Source organism: Yoonia sp. R2-816, from assembly GCF_046762905.1.
GTDB lineage: Bacteria > Pseudomonadota > Alphaproteobacteria > Rhodobacterales > Rhodobacteraceae > Yoonia.
This window is the reverse complement of the sequence record NZ_JBKQXN010000311.1, coordinates 425,544-449,546: the sequence shown is the minus strand read 5'-3', so window position 1 is coordinate 449,546 and position 24,003 is coordinate 425,544. Positions and strand designations below refer to the sequence as shown.

The 24,003-nt window shown below is 60.3% G+C and carries 22 protein-coding genes; 6 read left to right on the top strand and 16 right to left on the bottom strand.

What is annotated here, in order from left to right; all coding sequences use genetic code 11:
* Positions 1 to 15: 15 nt before the first annotated feature.
* Both ACFWW2_RS20040 and ftsW read right to left on the bottom strand, forming a co-directional pair.
* Complete coding sequence (locus ACFWW2_RS20040) at positions 16 to 1,113, bottom strand: UDP-N-acetylglucosamine--N-acetylmuramyl-(pentapeptide) pyrophosphoryl-undecaprenol N-acetylglucosamine transferase (RefSeq protein ID WP_393931077.1); 1,098 nt, start codon at positions 1,111 to 1,113, stop codon at positions 16 to 18.
* Positions 1,110 to 2,279, bottom strand: coding sequence for a putative lipid II flippase FtsW (gene ftsW / locus ACFWW2_RS20035; protein WP_393931075.1), 1,170 nt, complete (start codon positions 2,277 to 2,279; stop codon positions 1,110 to 1,112). The genes ACFWW2_RS20040 and ftsW overlap by 4 nt, the downstream gene beginning before the upstream one ends.
* 178 nt (positions 2,280 to 2,457) lie before the next feature.
* Between ftsW and ACFWW2_RS20030 the strand changes: the two genes are divergently transcribed.
* On the top strand, positions 2,458 to 3,636 hold the full coding sequence (locus tag ACFWW2_RS20030; RefSeq protein WP_393931073.1) for an NAD(P)/FAD-dependent oxidoreductase: 1,179 nt from the start codon (positions 2,458 to 2,460) through the stop codon (positions 3,634 to 3,636).
* An 18-nt stretch (positions 3,637 to 3,654) separates the two neighbouring features.
* On the opposite strand, the gene murD is transcribed toward ACFWW2_RS20030, so the two are convergent.
* The 9 genes from murD to ACFWW2_RS19985 form a co-directional block, all read right to left on the bottom strand.
* Positions 3,655 to 5,052 carry a UDP-N-acetylmuramoyl-L-alanine--D-glutamate ligase gene (gene murD / locus ACFWW2_RS20025; RefSeq protein ID WP_393931071.1) on the bottom strand — a complete coding sequence of 466 codons (1,398 nt, stop codon included), beginning with the start codon at positions 5,050 to 5,052 and terminating at the stop codon, positions 3,655 to 3,657.
* 268 nt (positions 5,053 to 5,320) lie between these two features.
* Positions 5,321 to 6,592 carry a tetratricopeptide repeat protein gene (locus ACFWW2_RS20020; RefSeq protein WP_393931069.1) on the bottom strand — a complete coding sequence of 424 codons (1,272 nt, stop codon included), beginning with the start codon at positions 6,590 to 6,592 and terminating at the stop codon, positions 5,321 to 5,323.
* Positions 6,593 to 6,787: 195 nt separating this feature from the next.
* Positions 6,788 to 7,870: a phospho-N-acetylmuramoyl-pentapeptide-transferase gene (gene mraY, locus ACFWW2_RS20015; RefSeq protein ID WP_393931067.1), complete on the bottom strand. Its 1,083-nt coding sequence runs from the start codon at positions 7,868 to 7,870 to the stop codon at positions 6,788 to 6,790.
* 8 nt (positions 7,871 to 7,878) lie between these two features.
* Positions 7,879 to 9,309: a UDP-N-acetylmuramoyl-tripeptide--D-alanyl-D-alanine ligase gene (locus tag ACFWW2_RS20010; RefSeq protein WP_393931065.1), complete on the bottom strand. Its 1,431-nt coding sequence runs from the start codon at positions 9,307 to 9,309 to the stop codon at positions 7,879 to 7,881.
* Positions 9,306 to 10,802: a UDP-N-acetylmuramoyl-L-alanyl-D-glutamate--2,6-diaminopimelate ligase gene (locus ACFWW2_RS20005; protein ID WP_393931063.1), complete on the bottom strand. Its 1,497-nt coding sequence runs from the start codon at positions 10,800 to 10,802 to the stop codon at positions 9,306 to 9,308. The genes ACFWW2_RS20010 and ACFWW2_RS20005 overlap by 4 nt, the downstream gene beginning before the upstream one ends.
* Before the next feature lie 12 nt (positions 10,803 to 10,814).
* A complete protein-coding gene (locus ACFWW2_RS20000) occupies positions 10,815 to 12,596 on the bottom strand; it encodes a peptidoglycan D,D-transpeptidase FtsI family protein (protein WP_393931061.1) in 1,782 nt (593 codons plus the stop codon).
* Entirely contained in the window at positions 12,593 to 12,952 is a 360-nt protein-coding gene (locus ACFWW2_RS19995) for a cell division protein FtsL (protein ID WP_393931059.1), read from the bottom strand. The genes ACFWW2_RS20000 and ACFWW2_RS19995 overlap by 4 nt, the downstream gene beginning before the upstream one ends.
* Positions 12,952 to 13,926, bottom strand: coding sequence for a 16S rRNA (cytosine(1402)-N(4))-methyltransferase RsmH (gene rsmH, locus ACFWW2_RS19990; RefSeq protein WP_393931057.1), 975 nt, complete (start codon positions 13,924 to 13,926; stop codon positions 12,952 to 12,954). Before rsmH ends, ACFWW2_RS19995 begins: the two co-directional genes overlap by 1 nt.
* 3 nt (positions 13,927 to 13,929) lie before the next feature.
* Positions 13,930 to 14,424, bottom strand: a complete 495-nt coding sequence (locus ACFWW2_RS19985) for a division/cell wall cluster transcriptional repressor MraZ (RefSeq protein ID WP_393931055.1) — start codon at positions 14,422 to 14,424, stop codon at positions 13,930 to 13,932.
* A 635-nt stretch (positions 14,425 to 15,059) separates the two neighbouring features.
* Here ACFWW2_RS19985 and ACFWW2_RS19980 point away from each other — a divergent pair.
* The gene (locus ACFWW2_RS19980; RefSeq protein WP_393931053.1) at positions 15,060 to 15,860 is read left to right on the top strand and encodes a DUF4253 domain-containing protein; all 801 of its coding nucleotides are present in this window, start codon (positions 15,060 to 15,062) and stop codon (positions 15,858 to 15,860) included.
* Between the two features lie 163 nt (positions 15,861 to 16,023).
* Positions 16,024 to 16,605, top strand: a complete 582-nt coding sequence (locus ACFWW2_RS19975; protein WP_393931051.1) for a GNAT family N-acetyltransferase — start codon at positions 16,024 to 16,026, stop codon at positions 16,603 to 16,605.
* A gap of 231 nt (positions 16,606 to 16,836) precedes the next feature.
* Here the strand turns inward: ACFWW2_RS19975 and ACFWW2_RS19970 are convergent, their stop codons facing one another.
* Positions 16,837 to 17,325, bottom strand: a complete 489-nt coding sequence (locus ACFWW2_RS19970; protein ID WP_393931049.1) for a GNAT family N-acetyltransferase — start codon at positions 17,323 to 17,325, stop codon at positions 16,837 to 16,839.
* The gene (locus ACFWW2_RS19965) at positions 17,322 to 18,395 is read right to left on the bottom strand and encodes an Mrp/NBP35 family ATP-binding protein (protein ID WP_393931047.1); all 1,074 of its coding nucleotides are present in this window, start codon (positions 18,393 to 18,395) and stop codon (positions 17,322 to 17,324) included. Before ACFWW2_RS19965 ends, ACFWW2_RS19970 begins: the two co-directional genes overlap by 4 nt.
* Positions 18,396 to 18,647: 252 nt before the next feature.
* Between ACFWW2_RS19965 and ACFWW2_RS19960 the strand changes: the two genes are divergently transcribed.
* Positions 18,648 to 18,869 (top strand): DUF1127 domain-containing protein, encoded by a 222-nt coding sequence (locus ACFWW2_RS19960; protein ID WP_393931045.1) that lies wholly within the window; start codon positions 18,648 to 18,650, stop codon positions 18,867 to 18,869.
* 315 nt (positions 18,870 to 19,184) lie between these two features.
* Here the strand turns inward: ACFWW2_RS19960 and ACFWW2_RS19955 are convergent, their stop codons facing one another.
* Complete coding sequence (locus ACFWW2_RS19955) at positions 19,185 to 19,709, bottom strand: hypothetical protein (RefSeq protein WP_393931043.1); 525 nt, start codon at positions 19,707 to 19,709, stop codon at positions 19,185 to 19,187.
* A gap of 126 nt (positions 19,710 to 19,835) precedes the next feature.
* Between ACFWW2_RS19955 and ACFWW2_RS19950 the strand changes: the two genes are divergently transcribed.
* Entirely contained in the window at positions 19,836 to 20,324 is a 489-nt protein-coding gene (locus ACFWW2_RS19950) for a LysM peptidoglycan-binding domain-containing protein (protein ID WP_393931041.1), read from the top strand.
* Here ACFWW2_RS19950 and ACFWW2_RS19945 read toward each other — a convergent pair.
* Positions 20,321 to 20,773 (bottom strand): Lrp/AsnC family transcriptional regulator, encoded by a 453-nt coding sequence (locus ACFWW2_RS19945; protein WP_393931039.1) that lies wholly within the window; start codon positions 20,771 to 20,773, stop codon positions 20,321 to 20,323. The two genes, ACFWW2_RS19950 and ACFWW2_RS19945, sit on opposite strands and share 4 nt — an antisense overlap.
* A gap of 72 nt (positions 20,774 to 20,845) precedes the next feature.
* Here ACFWW2_RS19945 and ACFWW2_RS19940 point away from each other — a divergent pair, with 72 nt between their 5' ends.
* Positions 20,846 to 21,442: a LysE family translocator gene (locus tag ACFWW2_RS19940; RefSeq protein WP_393931037.1), complete on the top strand. Its 597-nt coding sequence runs from the start codon at positions 20,846 to 20,848 to the stop codon at positions 21,440 to 21,442.
* A gap of 55 nt (positions 21,443 to 21,497) precedes the next feature.
* On the opposite strand, the gene ACFWW2_RS19935 is transcribed toward ACFWW2_RS19940, so the two are convergent.
* The gene (locus ACFWW2_RS19935; protein WP_393931035.1) at positions 21,498 to 23,888 is read right to left on the bottom strand and encodes an ATP-dependent helicase; all 2,391 of its coding nucleotides are present in this window, start codon (positions 23,886 to 23,888) and stop codon (positions 21,498 to 21,500) included.
* Between the last annotated feature and the right edge of the window lie 115 nt (positions 23,889 to 24,003).

The following is a 24,003-nucleotide window of genomic DNA, read 5'->3' as shown; positions in this document are numbered from 1 at the left end:
CCGGGTTCCCGTCCATCATGTTTCGCGTCCCTCTGCCAGATTTTCCACCAATTGCACAAGGCGTTCCGTCGCATCCGGCACGCCACAGGCGCGGGCAGCCTGCGCCATTTTCATCGCCCCATCGCTGTTTTCAAAGACCAGCGCAATCTGGTCGCGCAATGTGTTCACCTCAAACATCGTCTCAGGCATCATGATCGCCGCCCCCGCCTCAACCAGTTGGCGGGCATTCGCTGTCTGTTCATCCCGGATCGCGCTGGCCAGCGGCACCCAGATCGCGGGGCGGCCGATGATGCTCACATCCGCCACGGTCGATGCACCGGATCTTGCGATGACCAATTGCGCATCTGCCATCCGCCCCGGCACATCGTGAAAGAATGTCTGCACATCCGCCGTCAGCAACTCGCTTTCATAATAATCCGTCACCCGGGCCAGATCCTCTTCCCGAGCCTGCTGGCTGACCCGGATGTTGCGGCGCAGATGTTCGGGCAGGCCTGCAATGGCGGGCGGCACGATATCCGACAGGATCCGCGCACCCTGGCTGCCGCCGAGAACCAGAATGGACATCGGATAATCGCCGGGCGGAATGTAGGGGGCACCCTCGCGTTCCAGAATGGCCGCGCGGACTGGGTTACCGGTATGCACACCCTCAACACCTGCGGGTAATTCCGTGGGCCAGGTCCCGCAGGCCACCGCATCGACACGGCGGGCAAAAAGCTGATTAACCCGGCCAAGGACGCCATTCTGTTCATGGATCATGCGGGGGACACGCAAGGCCCAGGCTACCGCCATCGCCGGGATCGCCGGATAGCCGCCAAAGCCCACGACAACGCTCGGCCGGTCGCGCAGCATCCGCCATTTGGCCGCGGCGATGCCGCCCAGAATGCGGAACGGGACCAGCAGCTTTTGCAAAATGCCGCCGCGCGCAAAAGTCGCGCTGCCGACGACATTGATCTCTACTGCGTCCGGGAACCCGCCTGTATAACGCGCACCGCGCGCATCGGTGGACAGTTTCACCCGCCAACCCTTGTCCAGCATCGCCTCGGCCAGGGCCTGTGCGGGAAACATATGCCCGCCAGTGCCCCCGGCGGCAATCACCAGCAGCGGAGATTTCATCGATTGGCCCTGCGCAAAAGGATATCCTCCATCTCGCCCTGTGGGCGGGTCCGGGTAAAGGCAAGCAACATCCCCACGGCAATGCCACCGGCAATCAGGGAGGATCCGCCATAGGACACAAATGGCAATGTCATGCCCTTGGCCGGTAACAGGCGGACCGCGACCCCCATATTGATCATCGCCTGCACGCCAAAGGCACAGGCCAGTCCCGTGCCCGCCAGACGGATAAACGGGTCACGTTCCTTCATCAGGCGCAGCAGGGATCGGACAACAATCACCGTATAAAGAGCGATGATCACCAGCACGCAAATCAACCCATATTCCTCTGCCGCGACAGCAATGATGAAATCGGTATGGGCATCGGGCAGCGACCATTTCACCTGCCCCTCGCCCACACCAACGCCAAAGAAGCCACCTTCGCGGATGGCATTGGTGGCATAACCCAGCTGGGTGGTCGGATCGACATCGGGGGACAGAAACCCGTCAATCCGCCGGGCGAAATGTTCGGAATTGGAATAGGCGACAGTTCCAGCAAATACCACCAAACCGGCGAGCATGCACAGGATCAGCATCGGGGCCCCGGCCACGAAATACATCACGCCCCAGGCAAACAGGATCAGGGCCGCCTGCCCGAAATCCGGCTGCATCGCCAACATCAGGACAATCACCATGGTCAGCACAAATGAGTATGATTTGCCCGGCGGGCCACCGATTTGCTGGCTCGCGGCGAGTAACCAGGCAGCCATGACGATGAATCCGGGCTTGAGGAATTCAGACGGTTGCAACGACGCAAAACCCAGTGAATACCAGCGCACCGCCCCTTTGCCGAAATCCGTGCCCAAAACTGGCAGCATGGCAAGGGCCGCGAAGGCCGCGATAAAGCCCAACACGGCCAGACGGCGGACAAGTTTGGGTGACATCATCGAAATGATGAACATCACCACCATCGCCATGGCACCAAAGATCGCCTGACGGGTCACATAATGAAACGGCTCCAGCCCGTTCTTGGCCGCCAGGGGTGGGGATGACGCAAGACCCAGCAACAGACCAATCCCGAACAGGATCAGAATGCAGGACATTGTCCATTTATCAATTGTCCGCCACCACCGGGGAAGAACCGGGTCACCGGATGATACCGGGACCGTCCCATAGACCATTTCCGTCATGGATCACCGCCAAACTGCCTCTACTGCCCGGTTTGTCCCGGGTCTGATGGCACCTTAACGCGCAACTTCTCGCGATTCCACCAAAACCTTCTGCTTCTTCCGAGCACAAATATCCCCGCCGGGGGCATCAAATTTCCAGAAATTTGATATCCCTTCTGTCCCATGCCACATGGACCGGATGAAGGTTGAAACTCTTATCATCGGGGCCGGGGCGGCTGGCATGATGTGCGCGGCCCATGCAGGCCCCGGCGCGCTGATCGTCGATCATGCAAAGGCCCCGGGTGAAAAAATCCGCATCTCCGGCGGCGGGCGCTGCAATTTCACCAACCTGCATACCAGCCCTGCCAACTTCATCAGCCAGAACAGGCATTTCTGCAAATCAGCCCTGGGGCGGTATACACAGTGGGATTTCATCGATCTGGTCGAACAACACGGCATCCCCTGGCACGAAAAGACGCTTGGCCAGTTGTTCTGCGACACCACAGCCCGCGACATCATCACCATGCTGCAGGCGGAAATGGACAAGGCCGGCGCGCAACTTTGGTTGCAGACCGACGTGGGCGAGATCAGCCATGATGGTAGCAATTTTCGCGTCATGTTCAGCCGCGATGGGCGCGCAACAACAGTCACCGCGCGCAATCTTGTCGTCGCCTCTGGCGGCAAATCCATCCCGAAAATGGGGGCCACGGGCCTCGGCTATCAGATTGCCCAGCAGTTCGGCCTGCCTGTGATCACGCCGCGCCCCGGCCTTGTCCCGCTCACCTTTTCAGACGACAGGTTCAAACCGCTGGCAGGTGTCGCGACCTCGGCACGGGTCACCGCCAACGGCACCAGCTTTGATGAGGCGATCCTGTTCACCCATCGCGGCCTCTCCGGCCCTGCGGTGCTGCAAGCGTCGTCATACTGGCACGAGGGCGAGACGATTAGTGTGAACCTGTCACCAAAGATGAACCTTCTGGGCACGTTGCAAAGGCAACGCCAAGCGGACGGACGCAAAGCGCTGACAACCGTATTGGGCCAGCACCTGCCGACACGACTGGTCGACCATCTGGGCGATGAACTGGACCTCCAAGGCAACATCGCCGATCAAAGCGATCTGCGGCTGCAAACCCTTTGCGACGCGCTGGAAAACTGGACGCTGACACCCGGCGGATCAGAGGGGTACCGCACCGCAGAAGTCACGCTGGGGGGCGTGGACACCGACGCGCTCTCCTCCAAAACCATGGGCGCAAAATCGGTTCGTGGGCTCTATTTTATCGGAGAATGCGTGGATGTGACCGGCTGGCTCGGCGGTTACAATTTCCAATGGGCCTGGTCGTCAGGCTGGGCCGCCGGGCGCGAGATTGCCAAGTCGTAAGATGGGTTTAAACCCATCTTACGTTGTCGCATCTGTCACGCGATCAACGAAATCCTCGCCGCGTTTCTCGAAATTGTCATACTGATCGAACGAGGCCGCCGCCGGCGCCAACAGCACAACCTCGCCCCGCTTCGCTTCGGCCACAGCCTTGGCCACAGCCACATCCATTGTCGTACAGACCTCCGCCTCTGTCCCGGTCAGTTGCCGCGCGAACCCTTCCGCCTCGCGCCCGATCACATAGGCCTTCACCACATGGCCCAGATGCGGCACCAGCCCGTCGAGCCCCCCGTCTTTCTGTAAGCCGCCGCAAATCCATCGAATTTTCGGAAACGCCTGCAAGGCCTTGGCGGCGCTGTCCACATTGGTGGCTTTACTGTCATTGACAAAGACCACCCCGTCTTTCTCGGCCACCACCTGACTGCGGTGGGGCAGGCCGGGGTAGCTGCGCATCGCGGCCTCAATCCCTTTGGGGCCGAGGCCTAGCGTTCGGCAGGTGGCATAGGCGGCGCAGGCGTTCTGGTGGTTATGCGCGCCCGGCAACCCCTTGATATCGCGCAAATCTATCGATCCGATCTGTCGGTCCTTTCGGAATTCTGACAGGAACCCTTTGCGTGCAAAAACGCTCCAGCCGCGTGTCAGTTTCTGCCCCGAAGAGACTCGGATGACCCGATCATCTTCCGCGTTTTCGGTCAGTTGATTGACCAGATAGCGGCCCTCGACCTCGTCCACGCCGATCACCGCCCGGTCCGGCCCGCCTTCAGCAAAGAGCCTGCGTTTGGCTGCGAAATACCCGCCAAGGCCCGCGTGCCGGTCGAGGTGATCAGGAGAAAGGTTTGTAAAAACAGCGACATCCGGGGTCAGTGCCCGGGCGAGGTCGGTCTGGTAGGAGGACAATTCCAGCACAACAACCTCGCCATCATGGGCCGGATCAATATCCAACACCCCTCGCCCGATATTGCCCGCCAGCTGGGCGGGGCGGCCATTCTCGACCAGAATGTGATGGATCAGCGCTGCGGTCGTCGATTTGCCGTTTGATCCGGTCACCGCGATCACCCGGGGGGTGGTGTCGAAACTGTCCCAGTCCTGGGTCGCAAAAGACCGGAAAAAGAGCCCGATATCGTTGTCCACGGGTACGCCTGCATCGATGGCGGTCGCGATGACGGGGTGCGGGGCGGGGTAAAGATGGGGGATGCCGGGGCTGACGATCAGGGCCGCAACATCTTCAAAAGCTTGCGCTTTTGTCAGGTCGCGCAGGTCGAACCCGTCCTGCTCGGCAGCTTCGCGGGCCGGCACACTATCGTCCCAAACCACCGGTACGGCCCCACCGGCACGCAAAGCCACTGCCGCCGCGCGACCTGTCCGGCCAAGGCCCAGAACGGCCACGGTTTGGCCCGCATATCCCTGCACTGGTATCATCATCGCACCCCTGTTCCGGCAGCCCAATTGCCCGCGCATCAATGCGCATTTTGCGGCCAAGCACAACGGGCGGGCGCAACGTTCGGCGGGGCGGAGAAGGCCGCGCAACACCCCTGATCCACCGAATCACGGGAATCGTGGTTAATGCTGGGGTTTTGCGAAAAAGGGGCTGTCGGATTTGCGTCGGCAAAGCGTCGGACTTGCGTCGGACCCCTTGAGGGGGATTTGCGGGGTTAAGGGTGCGGACGGTGGAAGTGTGAATGCGGTGTTAAGGTTTGGGGAGGGAGGCGATGTGGTCCAACGTCGTTTTGATGTAAGGGTGGTTTGGCGGGAGGGTGCTCCTATAAATGGCCAGCGCTTCTTCATAAAGTTTTCGCGCCTCTTCATGCCGCCCTTGGTCCGCAATGACGCCCGCGAGGTTGTTGAGGCGGATGGCATAGTCCGGATGCCCCTCCCCAATCGTGGCGCGGTCAATCTCCAGCGCGTCACGAAAAAGACCCTCGGCCTCTTCATACCGCCCTTGGTTCTTGACCACGTCCGCGAGGTTGTTGAGGCGGGTGGCATAGTCCGGATGCCTCTCCCCAATCGTGGCGCGGTCAATCTCCAGCGCGTCACGAAAAAGACCCTCGGCCTCTTGATAAAAGCCCAGCGCTCTCTGATTCAATGCGTGTTCATTGAGAGCCGTGGACAGCTGCTGCTGATCGTCTCCCTTCCGCGCCACGAGGAGTAGACGGCTGCTGAATTGGCTGGCGCCGTTGAAATCACCGGACCGTTCTGCAAATTCACTCGCTTTGCGAAGCGTTTCGTAATTTTCATCCAGTTTCACTGCTTTGGCATAATGCGCTGCCGCATCAGCCCATCGCACCTCTGCCTCCGCAATCTCGCCCCGCCCGTAGGCGGCGCGTGCGGCTTCCTGTACTGCCAATTCGTTGCGCGCTTCGATTTCGGCAAAGATGTCGTCGGCTATAGAGTAGTCGCCTTTTTCCAGTGCTGCGCGGGCTTCAGCGATCCGGTCGCCACCAATGTTGTCGCTGGAGCGTTCGAGGAGTGCTTCGAGATCGGCGATGCGTTGACGGGCCTCTGACAGTGCTTGATCGGGATTCGCAAGACGACGTTCGAGTTCGGTTATTTTTTGTGTCAGCGCGGCCTTTTCGTCGTCATGCGCCGTGCGCAGTTTCTTTTCGGTCTCGTCGCGTTCTTTTTTGAGTTGCGCCGTCAGCTGATCCAGAGTCAGCCGAATTTCTCCGGTTGGTGCCCCGTAGTTGATGGTTTGATCGCCCATGACCTGTCCGGTGGCGATGCCCGCATCTTTTGCTTCGGCGAATCCGCCACGGGCGTTTTCGGTCATCTGGTAAGTTGGGGGCGTTTCCGGTTCGTCCTGCTTCGGTTTGGGAAAGATGGTTCCCCACAGTTTACCGAATATACCGAACATCCATAAGAGAACTGCGCCAATGACAGCAAGGATGGCGAGAACGACATTGACAGCACGCTCCCCTGCTTCCGTCCCGGCATAAGTGAGAAAATCGTTTAACCAATCCATGTGATCAATATCTCAAACAACAACGGTACAAGCTTACACGTTTACCGCGACTTGGAAAGGGCAGTGCCCGGACCTCGGGGTGGGTGCGAAGCGCCCTCCCCATGGGGGAGGTCCGGGCGCTGCCCGGCGATGCCGGGCCGGAAGAGTAGATGGGGTGCTTGCGTTGATGGTGGGTTTTACCCACCCTACGATGTGTTACCGCACCTTGAGCGTGGCCAGACCGATCATCGCGAGGATGAGCGAGATGATCCAGAACCGGATCACGATTTGTGGCTCCGCCCAGCCTTTTTTCTCGTAGTGATGGTGGATCGGGGCCATCAGGAAGACCCGCTTGCCCGTCCGCTTGAAATAGAGGACCTGGATGATGACCGAAAGCGCCTCGACCACGAAAAGGCCGCCGACGATGGCCAGCACGATCTCGTGCTTGGTGGCGACCGCAATTGCCCCCAGTGCACCGCCGAGTGCCAGTGACCCAGTGTCGCCCATGAACACCGCCGCAGGCGGCGCGTTGTACCACAGGAACCCCAGCCCGCCGCCGATCAGCCCGGCGGAAAAGATCAGAATTTCACCGGTTTGGGGCACGTAATGCACGTCAAGATATTGGGTAAAGTCGGTCCGCCCGACCGCATAGGCGATGATCCCGAAGGCGCCCGCCGCGATCATCACGGGCATGATGGCAAGCCCGTCCAACCCGTCAGTCAGGTTGACCGCGTTGGCCGCACCCACGATCACGATGATCGCGAAGGGGATGAACATGACCCCGAGATTGATCAGCGTATCCTTGAAAACCGGTAGCGCCAGTTGGTTGGTCAGATCATCCGGGTGATAGGCGGCGGCCCAATATCCCGCGATCCCTGCGATCAAAATACCCAGTAAAATCCGTATCTTGCCGGACACGCCCGCGGTGTTCTGCTTGGAGACCTTGGCGTAGTCATCGGCAAAGCCGATCAGCGCAAAGGATAGGGTGACAAACAGCACCATCCAGACAAACGGGTTATCAAGCCGCGCCCAAAGAAGCGTCGAGGTGGTCAGCGCCCCCACAATCAGCAGCCCGCCCATGGTCGGTGTGCCAGCCTTGACGAAATGCCCTTCGGGCCCGTCGCCCCGGATCGGCTGCCCCTTGCCCTGTTTGCGCCGCAGCACGTTGATCAGGGGTGGCCCGAAGATGAACCCGAACAGGAGCGCTGTCATGAAAGCTCCACCCGCCCGGAAGGTGATGTAGCGAAAGAGGTTGAAAAAGTCGCCGCCGTCAGAGAGTGCCGTGAGCCAATAGAGCATGGGTGTTCCTATTCTTCTTGAGGGCGGCGATGCCCCAGTTTGCGGATGGCGTCAACGACCAGTGAGACCTTGCTGCCCTTTGATCCCTTGACCAGCACGACATCCCCGGCGTCAACCAGCCGCGTGACGCGGGCGGCCAGATCGGTGGCATGTTCGGCCCATTGTCCGCGCTTTTCTTCGGGCAGGGCCAGCCAGAGGTGATGCATCAGCGGTCCCGCGCAGTGGATCAGATCGAGCGATTGCAGATGGGTGTTGTGGGCCATGTCGCGGTGCATCTGCACCTCGTCCGGACCGAGTTCGAGCATATCACCCAGGATCGCGACCCGCCGCCCCTTGATCGTGCGCCCGACATTGTCGTGCGGTTGAGACGCTGCGATCACTTCCAGTGAGGCCGCAAGCGAGGTTGGGTTTGCGTTGAACGCATCGTCGATCAGATCGAGGGTCTCATCCTCGTTCGCGCCGTCGATGACGATGACCTCGCGAGTGCCGCGCCCGGCGGGTGGCACCCAACCGGCGATATCTAGGGCGGCCTGGACCGGGTCGGCCCCAAGTGCCGCGGCCACCGCCAGCACACCAACGGCGTTCATCGCGAAATGCCGTCCGGGGACGGAAAGCTTGAACAGGTAATCATGCCCCTTACCGGTTGCGTTTATGACCGTGACGTCGCCGGTCAGGCGCACATCCTTGACCTGCCAGTCATCGGCTGTGGTGCCGAACAGCACCTGCGTAGCCCCGGTTTCGCTGGCGTGATCGCGCAGGATGCCAGTGGTTTCGATATCGGCGTTCAGCACGGCGATCCCGCCCGGTTCCAGCCCGTCCATGATGGTCGCCTTTTCGACGGCGATGCCGGAAAGGTTGTCAAAGGATGCCAGATGCGCCGCAGCCACGGTGGTGACCATGGCCACATGCGGCCGGGTCAGCCGCGACAGCGGGGCGATTTCGCCCGGATTGCTCATCCCGATTTCGACGATGGCATAGTCTGTGTCGGCGGGCATGCGGGCCAGCGTCAGCGGCACACCCCAGTGGTTGTTGTAGGATGCTTCAGCGGCGTGGCATTTGCCCTGGCGGGACAGGACCGCGCGCAGCATTTCCTTGGTTGAGGTTTTGCCGACAGACCCGGTGATCGCCGCGATCCGTGCGTTGGAACGTGCCCGTGCAGCCGCGCCAAGATCGGCTAGCCCCTGCAGCACGTCATCGACGATCAGCAGCGGGGCATCGACGGGAATATCCTTGGGTTTGTAGGACACAAGTGCGGCTGCCGCGCCTTTTTCCAGGGCCTGAGCCACGAAATCATGCCCGTCACGGATGTCTTTCAATGCGACGAACAGATCGCCGGGTTCGAGCGTGCGGGTGTCGATCGACACACCGGTTGCCGTCCAATCCACTGCGCTGCGGCCGCCGGTGGCGGCTATCGCGTCGGCAGAGGTCCACAGCGTCATATCCGCCCCTCCAACGCGGCGACGGCCACGCTGGCCTGTTCCACATCGTCAAAGGGCAGCACGTTGTCGCCCACGATCTGCCCTGTTTCATGCCCCTTGCCCGCGATCAGCAGCGCGTCACCGGGGCCAAGCGCGTCGATGCCGCGCAGGATCGCCTCGGCCCGGTCGCCGACTTCGGTGATGCTATCGGTGCCGCCAGCGGCGATGGCCCCTTCCATGACGGCGGCCCGGATCGTTGCGGGGTCTTCGGACCGGGGGTTGTCATCGGTGATGATCACGACATCGGCGTTCAGTGCAGCCGCCGCCCCCATCAGCGGGCGTTTGCCTGGGTCACGGTCGCCACCGGCACCCACGATACATACGATCCGTCCCATCACATGGGGGCGGAGCGCCTTGAGCGCGGTTTGCACAGAATCCGGCGTATGTGAGTAATCGACAAACACCGCCGCCCCGTTCTGGCGGGTCGCGGCAAGTTCCATCCGGCCATGAACGGTGCCCAGATGTGACAGGCTGTCGAACACCTCGACCGGGTCGGCACCGGCGGCGATCACCAGACCGGCGGCCAGCAGCACGTTGTCAGCCTGGAAACCGCCAATCAGGTCCAGCCGCGCCTGTCTCGGACGGCCCTGCCAGGCGAACAGCAGATCCTGACCGGTGGCGTCGAACCGCTGTCCAGTCAGGCGCAAACGCGCAGCGGGGCTGCGGCCCACGCCGATCACTTCTTGCCCGCGCATAGTGCAGATTTCGGCGACTTCTTGTCCTTTGGGATCGTCGAGGTTGATGACAGCCACCCCGTCTTCGGCCAGCACGCGCTTGAAAAGGCCCATCTTTGCGTCAAAATACGCCTCGAACGTTCCGTGATAATCCAGATGGTCCTGGGTGAAGTTGGTGAAGCCAGCGGCGGCCAGCAGCACGCCATCAAGCCGCCGCTGGTCAAGCCCGTGCGATGATGCCTCCATCGCGACATGGGTGACGCCGTTTTGCGCGGATTGCGACAGGACACGATGCAGGGTGATCGGTTCGGGTGTCGTGGGTGTTGAGCTTTTGATCGCGTGAGGCCATGCCCCCTCGACGCCGGTGGTGCCAAGGTTGACGCCAGCGATCCCCATCTCCTCCCAGATCTGGCGGCAGAAGGTGGACACGGATGTCTTGCCATTGGTGCCGGTGACCGCGACCACGGTGTCGGGATGCGGCCCGAACCAGAGCGATGCGGTCTGCGCCAGTGCCTGACGCGGGTCCTGTGCGACGATCACGGCCGCGTCGGATGCAGCCAGTTCATCGGCCGCGATGGCGGCCCCCTGCGCGTCGGTCAGCACGGCGGCGGCGCCCATGCGCAGCGCATATTGGATGAATTCACCGCCATGCACCCGCGCACCGGGCAGGGCCGCGAAGAGGAACCCATCGTTGACGTCACGGCTGTCAACGGCCAGCCCTTTGATCTGTGCCTCGCGCCCGCCTTGTGCCGTCAGCCCCAGTTCAGCCAGTGATGTCATATGCCGCCCCATTCAGTTTGAGGTGAGTGTTACACCGATGGATTGAGGACTGTCCACTTGCGGTCTGAGGCCCAGCAAGGGTGCGACGCGGCGTATCATTTCGGCGGCGACGGGCACGGCTGTCCAGCCTGCTGTGCGGCGCGGTTCTTCGCCGGAGTTTTCGGACGGTTCATCCAGTGTCACCACCAGCACATATTGCGGATCGCTGGCAGGAAATGCGGTTGCGAAGGTGGCGATCACCTTGTCATCGTAGTAGCCGCCGCCACGGGTGCGCGGCTTATCGGCGGTGCCGGTTTTGCCACCGACCTCGTATCCCGGCACCTCGCCAAAGGATGCGGTGCCGTCCTCGACCACCTGCCGCAGCATGGACATGGACCGGCGGCTGACGGCCTCGCTGACCACACGTTCGCCGACAACCGCGTTTTCCATGCGCAGCAGGGTCGGTTCGACCCGTGTGCCGCCGTTGAGCAGTGATGCATAGGCTGTGGCCAGATGCAGCGGCGATGAGGACAGGCCGTGGCCGTAAGAGATTGTCATCGTTGAAATCTCAGACCAGTTGCGCGGCAAAAGTGGCGCGCCGGTGGGGGCTTCGATCATTTCGACGGGCGTCGCTTCGAGAAAGCCGAGCGAGCCGAGGAATTCGCGCTGCCGGTCCGCCCCGATCATCATGGCGATCCGCGCTGTGCCGATGTTGGAGGATTTCACAATCACATCCGTGGTGCTGAGTTCCGGGCCATAGTCACGGAAATCGCGAATGCGGAAACGGCCCCAGGACAGTGGCCCTTGCGTGTCAATCAGGGTGTTGGGGTTGACCAACCCAAGCTCCATCGCTTGCGCCACGGTGAAGATCTTGAACACCGATCCCAACTCGTAAACGCCCTGCACTGCGCGGTTGAAAAGCGGGCTGTCGGACTGATCGCCTTCGGTCAGAACACGGGGGCGGTTGTTGGGGTCGAAATCGGGCAAGGACACCATCGAAATGATCTCGCCCGTGTGAATATCCATCAAGATGGAGGTCGCGCCCTTGGCATTCATCAGCGACATGCCACCGGCCAGCACCTGTTCTGCGGCGGCCTGCACCGTCAGGTCGATGGACAATTCCAGCGGCGCGCCTTCATTGGCGGGATCACGCAGGAAGGCATCGAACTGACGCTCGACACCGGCCACGCCAATCACCTCGGCACTGGCGACACCTTCGCGGCCATAGCTGGCACCGCCCAGAATATGGGCTGCAATCGGGCCGTTGGGGTAAAGCCGCATCTCGCGCGGACCGAACAGCAGACCGGGCGAACCGATATCATGGACCGCCTGCATCTGTTCGGGGCTGATCTGGCGGCGGACCCACATGAATTTCCGGTCGCCGGTGAAATCAGCGATCAGTTCTTCCTCGTCCAGCTCGGGGAAAATTGTGGCCAGACCAGCGGCGGCATGCAGCGGGTCGATCATGTCCTGTGGATGCGCATAAAGCGAATGGGTCTGCAGGTTCGTAGCCAGAATACGCCCGTTTCTGTCAACAATATCAGACCGTTGTCCGATGATCGGGTTGCCAACAGCACTCGCCCGCGGCTCTTCCGGCACGGAAGAGGCGAGCGTGCCCATGCGCATCCCGATCACGCCAAAGGCGCAGAAAAACGCAAGGCCCAGCAGCAGCAAACGCCCTTCGGATCGCTGGCGGGCCTTGTCAGCCATTTCCTCGTGACGACGGCGCTTGTTTTCGGCCTCGATCGCGGCGGGGTCTTCGCCTTGCGCGCGGGCCTTGAGGATGCGGGCAAGCGGACGCAGTGGCGTTCTCATAGCGGGTTCTCCACATCGTCAAAGGCGTCCGATGACAGCTCGATCGGGTTGATGATCGGGCTGATGGGCGGGATCGGATAGATGATCTGATCGACCGCGCCGAAGGCATCGGGCATCAGCGGCAAGAGACCCAGCCGGTCGAAATTCAGCTCTGCCAGATCGGCAAGCCGGTCAGGCCGGTTCAGATAGGCCCATTCGGCCCGCAGCATGCCCAGCCGCTCATGGGCGGCCCCGATGCGCGCATGTAACTGACGCACTTCCTTGACCGCCTGCTGGGTCTTGTAGTTTTCCTGATAGGCCCAAAACGCGAGCCCCATGACGGCCAGCGCCGCCAGTACATATAACACACCGCGCATTACCGCGCCCCTTTCTTCATCGGCATGCCGAGTGATGCCGGATCGATGTCTTCGGCTGGCGCATCGGTCCGGATCGCCACCCGCAGCTTGGCCGAGCGTGACCGTGGATTGTCCGCCAGTTCCTGTGCGTCCGGGCCGATGGCCTTGCGCTTTTCGACGCGAAAGGCAGGCACGACCTGCGCTGTTTCGGGCGCATAGCGGTTAGCGTTGGCCACGTTGCCGGACCGGGCCTGCAGGAACCGTTTGACCATCCGGTCCTCGACCGAATGAAAGGTCACGACGGCCAGTTGCCCGCCCGGTTTCAAGGCGCGTTCGGCGGCCATCAGCCCCTCAGCCAGTTCGCCATATTCGTTGTTCACCGCGATGCGCAGCGCCTGAAAGGTGCGCGTGGCTGGGTGCGATTGGCCGGGTTTGGCACGCGGCAAACACCCTTCGACCACCTTGGCCAGTTGGCCGGTTGTGGTCAGGGGGCGGGCCGCGACAATCGCCTTGGCGATGCGGCGCGAGGCGCGTTCTTCGCCGTAGAGGTAGATGATATCGGCCAGCTCACCCTCGTCCGCGGCGTTGCACAGATCGGCGGCTGATGGCCCGTCCTGCGACATCCGCATGTCAAGCGGGCCGTCGCGCATGAACGAAAAGCCGCGTTCGGCCAGATCAAGCTGCATGGAACTGACGCCAAGGTCGAGCACCACTCCGTCAAGGTCGGACCCGTATTGATCGAGCTTGGAAAACACACCTTCGACCATCTCGATCCGGTCGCCATAGTCCCCGGCCCAGGCGGCGGCCATCTGGAACGCCAGCGGATCACGATCCACCGCGACCACCTTATCGGCACCGGCGGCCAGCAAGGCACGGGTATAGCCACCCGCCCCGAATGTGCCATCCAGCCAGACCCCGGAAACGGGCGAGACCGCTGCGATCAGCGATCCAATCAGAACGGGGATATGTGGGTCAGGTGCGGCAGCAGCAGGCATGATCTACTCATCCAGCAGGATGAGCGGATCAAAGCCATCCTCGTGTTCGGCCAGCCAGCCGCTGATATCCTCTGCCACCTCCTCGGCAAAGACATCGGCCTTCCAGATTTCGAAATGATCGCCCATGCCGCTGAAGGCCAACTCACCTTCGGTGATCCCAAGTTTCTGGCGCTGTTTCAGCGGCATGACCGTGCGCCCGTCCTTGTCCACGTCAAGTTTGATGGACTGGCCGATGATCAGGCGCTGGAGTTTCTTCTTGTTCGCGGACCCGCGGGGAAGGGCATTGATCTGGGCCACCACCGCGTTGAATTCATCAACCGTATAGCCGTGCAATTCGTTTTTCAGATGATCGCCATAGAGCAGGAACATGCGCGGGGACAGGCCAGGGGTCCAGTCAGGGTCACCGGCTTCGAGCACACGACGAAAATCGGCAGGGATCGACATGCGCCCCTTACCGTCCACCTTTTGGGTGTGTTCGCCTGTAAAACTCAGAACCACTGTCCCTCGGTCCTTTACCTCTTGCCCCCGGAAATCTTGTCTCTGGATGTGAAAACGGCGGATTGCGCTGCTGCCACTGCACAATCCGCCGGTTCCGCCCCTAGCGGGGAATGTCCGACTGCGCGTGCCACCTGGGGGGATGTCTGCTCGCTCACGCGCCGGATCTGGTTGGGTAAGACGAAGCCTGTATGAAACCTGCTTTTGCCGGTTGGGGTTCTTGGTGCCCCTTTGATGTCGTGTCCGTCTTACCGTGCAACTGTTGTGACACCAGTTGGATCACCGATCAACAACTTTTTGGGAATTCATGGTACTACATGGTGTTTTCGGGAGCTCTGCGAAACAAGATATGGACATCAGGACCTCCAATCAGCCATATTTGTAGGGGAACAAGGAATGCTGCACACAACATGTAGACGAGATGTCCAATTTCCAAACTATTCCAGAAAATCCCAACTTTTTTACGCTACCCCGCCAATTCCGGCCTCTCATACGGCGAACATAACAGCAATCCTACCCGGTTTTGACCGAATCCCACCGGAATGTGATTCGTAGATCACACAGATTCCATGATTTCCCATGCTTGTACCAACGTGGTGCTTTCGCCAGACTGGCGGAAATCGCCAACGGACAATGACATGCGCCTTACACTTGCTTTCGCTCTGCTTGCCCTCCCCGCCACGGCGCAGGATCTCGACCTTCTGCCATTTCCGGTAATCGAAGTGGCCGGAGAGGACGCCGAGGCCGAATGGCACCGGCTGCGCGACGCCCCCGGCACGCCGGTGATCATTGGCGACGCCGATGCCGTCACCAACCTGATTGACATGTTCGATCCGCAATGGGACGAATTCTATCCACTGTCACCGCAAGAGGTCGTGGCAGTCGCCAATGATCTGGCCTTCCCCGGCGCGCTCTATGACATCCGCGCTGCGGAACACGCGGACTTCGTCGCCTGGATGAAGGATAATGACTACGAAACCGATTTGCCGGACACCTTCGATCCCGTGGCCATCGCCGAACTGGACATGGGCCGCTGGCCATTCTTCTACATACCCCCGCAAGAGATTATCAGCCTGAATGACTGGGAAACCGGTCGCCCGGTCAACACCGCCTATATCGCCATCCTGCCCACCGAAAACCCGTGGGAGGCCCCGGCCTATCTGCGCTTTGGCGGCTGGAACGCGAATCCCTCTCCTGAAATCCACGTCGCCGCCTTGCGCCAATGGTTCAACGACTACGGGGCGGAACCGATTGTCATCGCGCATGACCAGATGGAACTTTGGGCCCCCAATCGTCCAACCGATCAAGACGCGGCTATTGCGCTGGCGATTACGCATTTCCACTATGATGCGGATGTCGTATTGCAAGGTGTCGGCACAATCTCGGCGCTCGCCGCAGACCGGATGCGCGCGCCCTATTGGTACTTTTGGTGGGATTAACGCTGCACCCACCATCCTCGCGATCTGCTTGGCGGAACATGGAGAGACAGGCTAGGGTCAGTTGGAGAGCATCAATGGATGTCTGGCCAGGTGTTATGTCGGTGCCAGCGGTCGAAAGGCCCAAATCGGACTCTGCAAAGTCAAAAACAGTTTGGAGGTTCTCATGTCCTTGACGATCCGAAAAGCAACGCTGGACGATGCGCCTTTGCTTCTGCGCGTCGTCGATATGGCAAGTGACGGGCTGCTGCCGACGCTGTGGGCCAAGATGGCGCCATCAGGATTGGACGGGGCCGCGGTGGGAGAGGCCCTTGTGACCGCCGAGGATGGCGATTTCAGCTATCGAAACGGGTTCATCGCGGAGCAAGACGGCGCGAAGACCGGTGGCCTGATTGGTTACCGCCTTCCAACAACGCCGAAGCCTATCGGGCCAGACGTTCCAGAAGTGTTTGTCGGCATTGAAGAGTTGGCGCATCTCGTGCCGGGGCATTGGTACATCAACTTCATGGCTGTCGTTCCCGATGGACGTGGGCACGGCGTCGGCACTGCCCTGCTCCGCGAGGCTGAAAAGCAGGCGCGCGAAAGCGGTAGCCCGGGCCTCGCCTTGATTGTCGCCGCCACAAACGAGAACGCCATTCGGGTCTACCAGCGGGCCGGATATGCAGAGCGCGAACGGCGTCCATTCGACCTGTCTGATTTTGGAGAGGCGCCAACAGAAGCGATTCTGATGACGAAAGACCTGGTTTAGCCAAGCAGTTGCAGGCACGCTGAGGAACTTGGGGAAGACGTCATTCCCTGCCAAGGGTTAACGGCGACACTGGGCACGCCGTGTTAAGACCCGGCCTTGCGTACATTTGTACGTACGACATCTGTACAGTTTTTTTGCGCCAAACAGACGCCCCAATGGCACGCAAAATGTTGCATAACGGGGTGTGAGAGTGGCCCAGCCACTTAGACTCAAGTTCGGGCGCACGACCCATTAACCATCCAGACGTTTGTACATTACAAATGCATCAACCAATCCCTCTTTTGGGTGGTTGAACGCATCCGGGATCGTGCCGACTGTTTCGAAACCCAGCCGGTGCCACAGCCCGACGGCACCCACATTGCTCGCCAGTACGAAATTGAACTGCATGGCGAAGTAACCCAGCGCCCGCGCTTCGATCTGGCTGTGTTCGCACATCTGCCGGGCCAGCCCTTGCCCGCGCGCAGCCTCGGCCACCACATATCCGCTATTGCAGATATGGGCCCCGCCGCCGGGCTGGTTCGTGCGGATATAATAGGTACCAAGGATACCACCCTGCCCTTCGGCGACATAGGTCGCTGCAGGTGTCGTCATCCAGTAGTCACGGCAGGCTTCTTTGCTGATCCGGGGGTCCACGGCATAGGTCTCACCAGCACGGAATACATCGCGCAGGATGGGCCAGATGGCATCGAAATCGGCCGTCTTTGCCGGGCGAATAATCACGCCATGCCACCCTCGATAAAGCGGCGGGCCAGATGGCGATAAGCCTCGGCCATCGGACCATCGCCCACAGCAATCGGCTCACCCGCATCGCCCGCCAGCCGCGTATCAAGGTCAATCGGCAGCGCGCCCAGGAACGGCACCCCAATCCTGTCAGCCTCTGCGGCCACCCCGCCCTGACCGAAGATGTGGCTTTCGGTACCACAGGTCGGACAGACGAATGTGGACATGTTTTCGATCAGTCCCAGCACCGGGGTGTTCAGCGTCTTGAACATATCCAGCGCCTTGCGGGCATCAATCAGGGCCACGTCCTGCGGGGTGCTGACCACAACCGCACCGGTCAGGTGGGTCTTCTGGCACAGGGTCAACTGCACGTCACCGGTGCCGGGCGGCAGATCGACAATCAGCACATCCAGTTCACCCCATTGCACCTGCCCCAGCATCTGCTGCAAAGCCCCCATCAGCATCGGGCCACGCCAGACCACCGCCTTGTCAGGGTCAACCATCAGACCGATGGACATCATCGTGACACCATGGGCCTGCAGCGGGATGATGATCTTGCCGTCAGGCGATCCCGGGCGTTTGTTCACGCCCATCATGCGCGGTTGGCTGGGGCCGTAGATATCGGCATCCAGAAGGCCAACGCGCCGCCCTTCCCGAGCCAGCGCGACGGCAAGATTGGACGACACAGTTGATTTGCCAACGCCGCCCTTGCCCGATCCGATGGCAAGGATGCGGTCAACGCCGGCGACCTTTGCAGGACCGGCCTGCGGCGTGGGATGGCGGCCAACCTTCAGCGATGGCGGTTCCGGGGCCTTGGCGGCGGGGCCATGGGCCGTTAGCACGACAGAGGCGGAGGTTACACCGGGCAGACCCTTCACGATCTCCTCTGCGGCGCGGCGCAAGCCTTCCATCTTCGCCGCTTCAGTCGGGTCGGCGGCTTCGATCACGAAACGGACGGAATCATTGTCGATATTCAGGGCACGGACCATATCGCGTGCCACAATATCATCGCCCCCCGGCAAAGTGAGTCGCGATAGCGCGCCCAGAATTTCATCGCGGGTGACGGGCATGAATATACCTCCGGTTCATAAAGTGACTGTTTCCAAGGCAACATCTGGCGGTTTTTTGGCAAAGCGCAAGTAGATGGAAACAGATGCCCAAAAATGCAACAGATTGATGACGTTAGGTCAGCAATGCTTATGCATTTTCTGCATGGCAGCGTTGCTCAGACAGGTATTGTGCAACTGCAGCATTATCCTACATGTTGATCGTAACGGGGGCGGAACAAACCGCAACAAGACGATCATACGAAAGATGAGCAGATGACATATAACACAGACACAGGCTTTGCCGGTATCTCCCTTGGCCAGCGCTTTGCAGCGTTCCGCGCCGAGTTGGCAGAAAAAGCCGCCAAGCGCAAAGTGTACCGCACAACCTATAACGAACTGAACGCCCTGACTGATCGCGACTTGGCAGATCTGGGTATTCATCGTGCCATGATCAAGCGTATCGCGCTCGAAGCCGCATACGACAACCAGATTTAAGGATCGGGTCGGCCGCCTCCTCCCTTTAGGCCGATCTGACAAGGACCCGACGGTTCTCTCCTCCTCCCTGAACGTCGGGTCAGCAATAAGGTGGCGGTATCCACCTCCTCCCGGGTACCGCCACTTTATGCACCAGTTTCGGAACCGCCCACCTCCTCCCGGGTTGGAACCGATCATACCGCTAGCTGCGCTCACCTCCTCCCGAGCAACGCCAAGCGAGGAAGCGCCCCGCTCTTCTCCTCCCAGAGCAGGCGGGCGCTGATAATAAGAACGGTCATGCCCACCTCCTCCCGGGCATGGCCGTTTTTTTATTGCTTAAGCTCGTTTAATCAGCGTCCAGATATGGCGACGCCTAGATGGGCTGGATGGATTACTGTGAACCAATTCGTATCCCAAGACCTCGGCCCGGGCATCAATTGCAATCATGACCTTTTTCCATGATCCGGCGAATGTCTGTAGCTGCACAGCCAGCCGCTCGCCATTTTGCAGCAAGACACTTAGAACGTCATCACCGGTTATCTCGACCGTAAACTCTTCAATCTGCGACCAGCGGCACGTTCGTCTGTCCTGAAGAGGTTCGCCATGCGTGCACTCCAGCGTCACACCGTCCGCATCAATCACGATCCAGGACCGCCCAATTGGGGAGCGCTTCCAGATCACGAACGCACCCACAAAAAGAAGCGCTGCAAAAAGGTAGTTCGGCAAGAGCGATGGTTCCTGTTGGGCGTTTGCGGCTGAGTAATGGCCCAACAAAACAACGCCACCTGCAAGCAAAGCGAGCGAACAAGCGATGAAGTAACCTCGATCAAATCGCGACGGGCCAAAAGTGACTGGTGGCATGCAGTGTCATTCCTTCATCGCGTCATCCGCCGGTTTTGCAGGGTCAGCTCTACCCCACGCGACCAATTTATTGTAATATTTCGGCATTCCTTACCAACAACGATTTCAAAAAAAGGATCATTTGCCATGTCTTTGACGCTCGATATCCAACAACCCCGCCCCTTTGACCTAATTGGCTCCGAAATCCTAATTGCCGGAAATGCCACGGCATTCGAAGGATCGCTAAGTGTGCGCGTGACAGAGGGTCACGACGAATACTCCGGCAGCCTGACTGTCGGCGCATTGGGATTGCGGCAGTTTCAGGGGTCGATCACCATCCCCAACGAAAATGCTTTCAAGCTGACAAGAGTGTTTGTGTCGCTGACCGACGACGGCGCCACTCTTGACGGGCCGTCGGTACTGATCCCGGTCCTTTTCGGGCCTCTGATCCTGCCCGGTTACCGCGGCTGGCAACCTTATACAGTCCAATCTGGCGACACGCTCACCAGTATCGCGCAAGCGCAATATGGCAATCCGGATTTTCAACCGATCCTTCAAGCAAATCAGCATGTTGTAACAGATCCAAATCTGATCTTTGCCGGACAGGTGTTGCGGATTCCGCGCAGCGATATCTAGACCCGCACATCCTTGGGCGACCCCATCACCATGTAGCTGGTGATCGACCGCACATGCGGCACCGTGCCTAATGTGTCCGTATGAAACGCCTTGTAGGCAGGCAGATCGGCCACCTCCACCCGCAGGATGTATTCAAACGCACCTGCCACATTGTGACATTCCGTCACCTCTTCGGCCCGGCGCATCGCCTGTTCGAACCCTTCCTGCGCCGCCTTGGTGTGTTCAGCCAGCCCCACGGCCACATAGACCACATAGGCGCGGCCCGTTTGGGTGGGATCAAGCCGGGCACGATAGCCCTTGATCACCCCGCTCCGCTCCAACTCCTGCACGCGGCGCAGGCAGGCGGATGGCGACAGGCCCACCTTGTCAGCCAGCGTCAGGTTGCTGATCCGGCCATCGCGGGACAGTTCACGCAATATCGCGTCGTTGATCTGATCAATCTTCGTCATCAGTTGCGAGTTTAGGCCATTCACGCACAACTTGGCAATTTCATTGCGCATCATACGCTCTATCGTTGCGCCATGAGTTACGAAATCCTGATCGCCCTCGTCGGCTTTGCCTTTGCCAGTTCAATCACCCCGGGGCCCAACAACCTGATGTTGATGGCATCCGGGGCCAATTACGGGCTGCGCCGGACAGTCCCGCATATGCTGGGCATTTCGCTGGGGCATGCGTTCATGGTGGTGATGGTCGGGGTCGTGCTGCTGCGCATGTTCGAAACCTACCCGGTCCTGAACACCGTGCTGAAGGTGCTCAGCGCCACCTACATGATCTGGCTGGCCTGGAAAATCGCCAACGCCGTCCCGCCAGAGGCGAAAAAGGTCGAAGGCAAACCCTTCACCTTCCTGCAGGCCGCGGCCTTTCAATGGGTCAACCCCAAGGCCTGGTTCATGGCCATCACCGCGATCAGCGCCTATGCGCCGCACGACCAAGGGGTTCTGATCGGGTCATTGCTGGTGGCCGTGGTGTTTTCAGCCACCAACCTGCCATCCGTCACGGTCTGGGCCTGGATGGGGGTACAGGTTCGGCGCTGGTTGGGCACCGCACGACGGCTGCGGATCTTCAACATGACAATGGCGGTGCTGCTGGTCGGATCGCTTTGGCCGATGCTTGCGTAGGGTGGGTGAAACCCACGCATGGGGAAAACTGCGCGTGGGTTTCACCCACCCTACATTAAAACGGCACGTCATCCGCCTGCGCAGCGCTGACCACAAACCGCGCCACCACATGTTTCGACCCGGCCTTGTCAAACTCGATCACCAGCTTGTCGCCTTCGATCCCCATCACCTCGCCATAGCCGAATTTCTGGTGGAACACCCGGTCCCCTTCGGTAAAGGCGCTGACCGCGTCCAAATCAATCGTCATATTGCGCGCTTCCGACGGCATCGACATGCCGCGCTGGCCGCTGCGCGCCTGCAACCGCCGCCAGCCAGGAGAATTATAAACATTCGCCTCATGCGCCTTCTGATGCAGATCCGACATCGCCGCCCCGGCAATCGCAGGGGATGCGTTGGCAGCCATGCCTGCCGCGCCATAGCCACCACCATAAAGACCCGGCGGCGTCAGCACCTCCACATGATCTTCGGGCAGTTCATCAATGAAACGTGACGGCATCTGCGATTGCCACTGGCCATAGACCCGGCGGTTGGCGGCAAAGGAAATCGTGCAAATCTCCTCGGCCCGCGTTATGCCGACATAGGCCAGCCTGCGCTCCTCCTCCAAGCCCTTTAGGCCGCTTTCATCCATCGACCGCTGCGACGGAAACAGCCCGTCTTCCCAGCCCGGCAGAAACACGGCGGGAAATTCCAGCCCCTTGGCCGCGTGCAATGTCATGATACTGACCTTCTCGCCCGGCTCGTCACTTTCATTGTCCATGATCAGACTGACATGTTCCAGAAACCCTTGCAGGTTCTCGAAATTCTCCAGCGCCTTGACCAGTTCCTTGAGGTTTTCCAGCCGCCCCGGCGCCTCCGGCGTCTTGTCGTTCTGCCAGAACCCGGTATAGCCGCTTTCATCCAAAATCATCTCGGCCAGTTCAACATGGGTATCCGCCTCGGCCCGGACCTGCGCGGCCCAACGGTCAATCGCGGCCACCAGAATAGTCAGCTCTTTCAAGCCCTTGCCGCCCAGCAGCTTGCCCTGACAGACCAGCCGCGCGCCCTCTACCAGCGACACACCGTTGGTCCGCGCCGTCCGCTGGATCGTCTGCACCGCCTTGTCACCAAGGCCGCGTTTGGGCGTATTCACGATCCGTTCAAATGCCAGATCATCTTCGGGGCTGACGGCCAGCCGGAAATAGGCCATCGCATCCCGCACCTCCATGCGTTCGTAAAACCGCGGGCCGCCGATGACGCGGTAGGGCAGACCAATCGTCAGAAACCGATCCTCGAACGCGCGCATCTGATGCGAGGCGCGGACAAGAATCGCCATCTTCTCCAGCCCCATCGGGTCCAGGCCCCGCGTACCGCGCTGCATCGCCTCGATCTCTTCCCCGATCCAGCGCGCCTCTTCCTCGCCATCCCAATGGCCGATCAGACGGACCTTTTCGCCATCGGTCCGTGAGGTGAACAACGTCTTGCCCAACCGGCCCTTATTGGCCGAAATCACGCCAGAGGCCGCAGCCAGAATATGCGGGGTAGAACGGTAATTCTCCTCCAGCCGCACCACATGCGCACCCGGAAAATCCTTCTCGAACCGCAGGATATTGCCCACCTCGGCCCCGCGCCAGCCATAGATCGACTGGTCATCATCGCCGACACAACAGATATTCTTGTGACCACCCGCCAGCAGACGCAGCCACAGATATTGGGCCACGTTTGTATCCTGATATTCGTCGACAAGGATATAGCGGAACCAGCGCTGATATTGCTGCAGCACATCGTCGTGTTTCTGAAAGATCGTGACCATGTGCAGCAGAATGTCACCGAAATCGACAGCATTCAGGTCCAGCAACCGGCGCTGATAAGCGGCGTAAAGCTCCACGCCCTTATGATCAAACGCACCGGCATCAGCGACCGGCACCTTGTCAGGGGTTAGCGCCTTGTTCTTCCACCCGTCAATAATCCCGGAAAGCATGCGCGCAGGCCAACGTTTCTCATCAATCCCCGCCGCCACGATCAACTGCTTCATCAGCCTGATCTGGTCGTCGGTATCGAGGATGGTGTAATTCGATTTCAAATCCACCAATTCCGCGTGCCGCCGCAACAGCTTGGCACTGATCGAATGGAAGGTGCCCAGCCACGGCATCCCCTCGACCGCTTCACCCATATGGTTGCCGATCCGCAGCTTCATCTCGCGCGCGGCCTTGTTGGTGAACGTCACGGCAAGGATCTCGTGCGGGCGTGCCGTACCCGTCGCCAGCAGATGTGCGATGCGACTGGTCAACGCCTTGGTCTTGCCCGTCCCCGCCCCGGCCAGCATCAGAACCGGCCCTTGCAGAGTCTCGACCGCCTCGCGCTGCGCCGGGTTCAGCCCGTCAAGGTAGGGCATCGCAGGCCGCGCCATCGCCCGCTGGCTCAGCGGAACGGCGGCTTCGAACGCATCTTCTTCGGAAAAACTGCTCATTGGGCCAAGGTAAACTGAATCGCCGCGCAGGAAAAGCCCTTGTTCTACTAATGTTCCAACCCTTCTTCCGAGCATAAATATCCCCGCCGGAGGCAACCTGACCTTGCCTCTTTCG

Excerpts from the sequence above, each read along its gene's own strand:
- ACFWW2_RS20040 (WP_393931077.1), bottom strand. The coding sequence starts at position 1,113 with ATGAAATCTCCGCTGCTGGTGATTGCCGCCGGGGGCACTGGCGGGCAT.
- ftsW (WP_393931075.1), bottom strand. The coding sequence starts at position 2,279 with ATGACGGAAATGGTCTATGGGACGGTCCCGGTATCATCCGGTGACCCG.
- ACFWW2_RS20030 (WP_393931073.1), top strand. The coding sequence starts at position 2,458 with ATGAAGGTTGAAACTCTTATCATCGGGGCCGGGGCGGCTGGCATGATG.
- murD (WP_393931071.1), bottom strand. The coding sequence starts at position 5,052 with ATGATACCAGTGCAGGGATATGCGGGCCAAACCGTGGCCGTTCTGGGC.
- ACFWW2_RS20020 (WP_393931069.1), bottom strand. The coding sequence starts at position 6,592 with ATGGATTGGTTAAACGATTTTCTCACTTATGCCGGGACGGAAGCAGGG.
- mraY (WP_393931067.1), bottom strand. The coding sequence starts at position 7,870 with ATGCTCTATTGGCTCACGGCACTCTCTGACGGCGGCGACTTTTTCAAC.
- ACFWW2_RS20010 (WP_393931065.1), bottom strand. The coding sequence starts at position 9,309 with ATGACGCTGTGGACCTCTGCCGACGCGATAGCCGCCACCGGCGGCCGC.
- ACFWW2_RS20005 (WP_393931063.1), bottom strand. The coding sequence starts at position 10,802 with ATGACATCACTGGCTGAACTGGGGCTGACGGCACAAGGCGGGCGCGAG.
- ACFWW2_RS20000 (WP_393931061.1), bottom strand. The coding sequence starts at position 12,596 with ATGAGAACGCCACTGCGTCCGCTTGCCCGCATCCTCAAGGCCCGCGCG.
- ACFWW2_RS19995 (WP_393931059.1), bottom strand. The coding sequence starts at position 12,952 with ATGCGCGGTGTGTTATATGTACTGGCGGCGCTGGCCGTCATGGGGCTC.
- rsmH (WP_393931057.1), bottom strand. The coding sequence starts at position 13,926 with ATGCCTGCTGCTGCCGCACCTGACCCACATATCCCCGTTCTGATTGGA.
- ACFWW2_RS19980 (WP_393931053.1), top strand. The coding sequence starts at position 15,060 with ATGCGCCTTACACTTGCTTTCGCTCTGCTTGCCCTCCCCGCCACGGCG.
- ACFWW2_RS19975 (WP_393931051.1), top strand. The coding sequence starts at position 16,024 with ATGTCCTTGACGATCCGAAAAGCAACGCTGGACGATGCGCCTTTGCTT.
- ACFWW2_RS19965 (WP_393931047.1), bottom strand. The coding sequence starts at position 18,395 with ATGCCCGTCACCCGCGATGAAATTCTGGGCGCGCTATCGCGACTCACT.
- ACFWW2_RS19960 (WP_393931045.1), top strand. The coding sequence starts at position 18,648 with ATGACATATAACACAGACACAGGCTTTGCCGGTATCTCCCTTGGCCAG.
- ACFWW2_RS19955 (WP_393931043.1), bottom strand. The coding sequence starts at position 19,709 with ATGCCACCAGTCACTTTTGGCCCGTCGCGATTTGATCGAGGTTACTTC.
- ACFWW2_RS19950 (WP_393931041.1), top strand. The coding sequence starts at position 19,836 with ATGTCTTTGACGCTCGATATCCAACAACCCCGCCCCTTTGACCTAATT.
- ACFWW2_RS19945 (WP_393931039.1), bottom strand. The coding sequence starts at position 20,773 with ATGACGAAGATTGATCAGATCAACGACGCGATATTGCGTGAACTGTCC.
- ACFWW2_RS19940 (WP_393931037.1), top strand. The coding sequence starts at position 20,846 with ATGAGTTACGAAATCCTGATCGCCCTCGTCGGCTTTGCCTTTGCCAGT.
- ACFWW2_RS19935 (WP_393931035.1), bottom strand. The coding sequence starts at position 23,888 with ATGAGCAGTTTTTCCGAAGAAGATGCGTTCGAAGCCGCCGTTCCGCTG.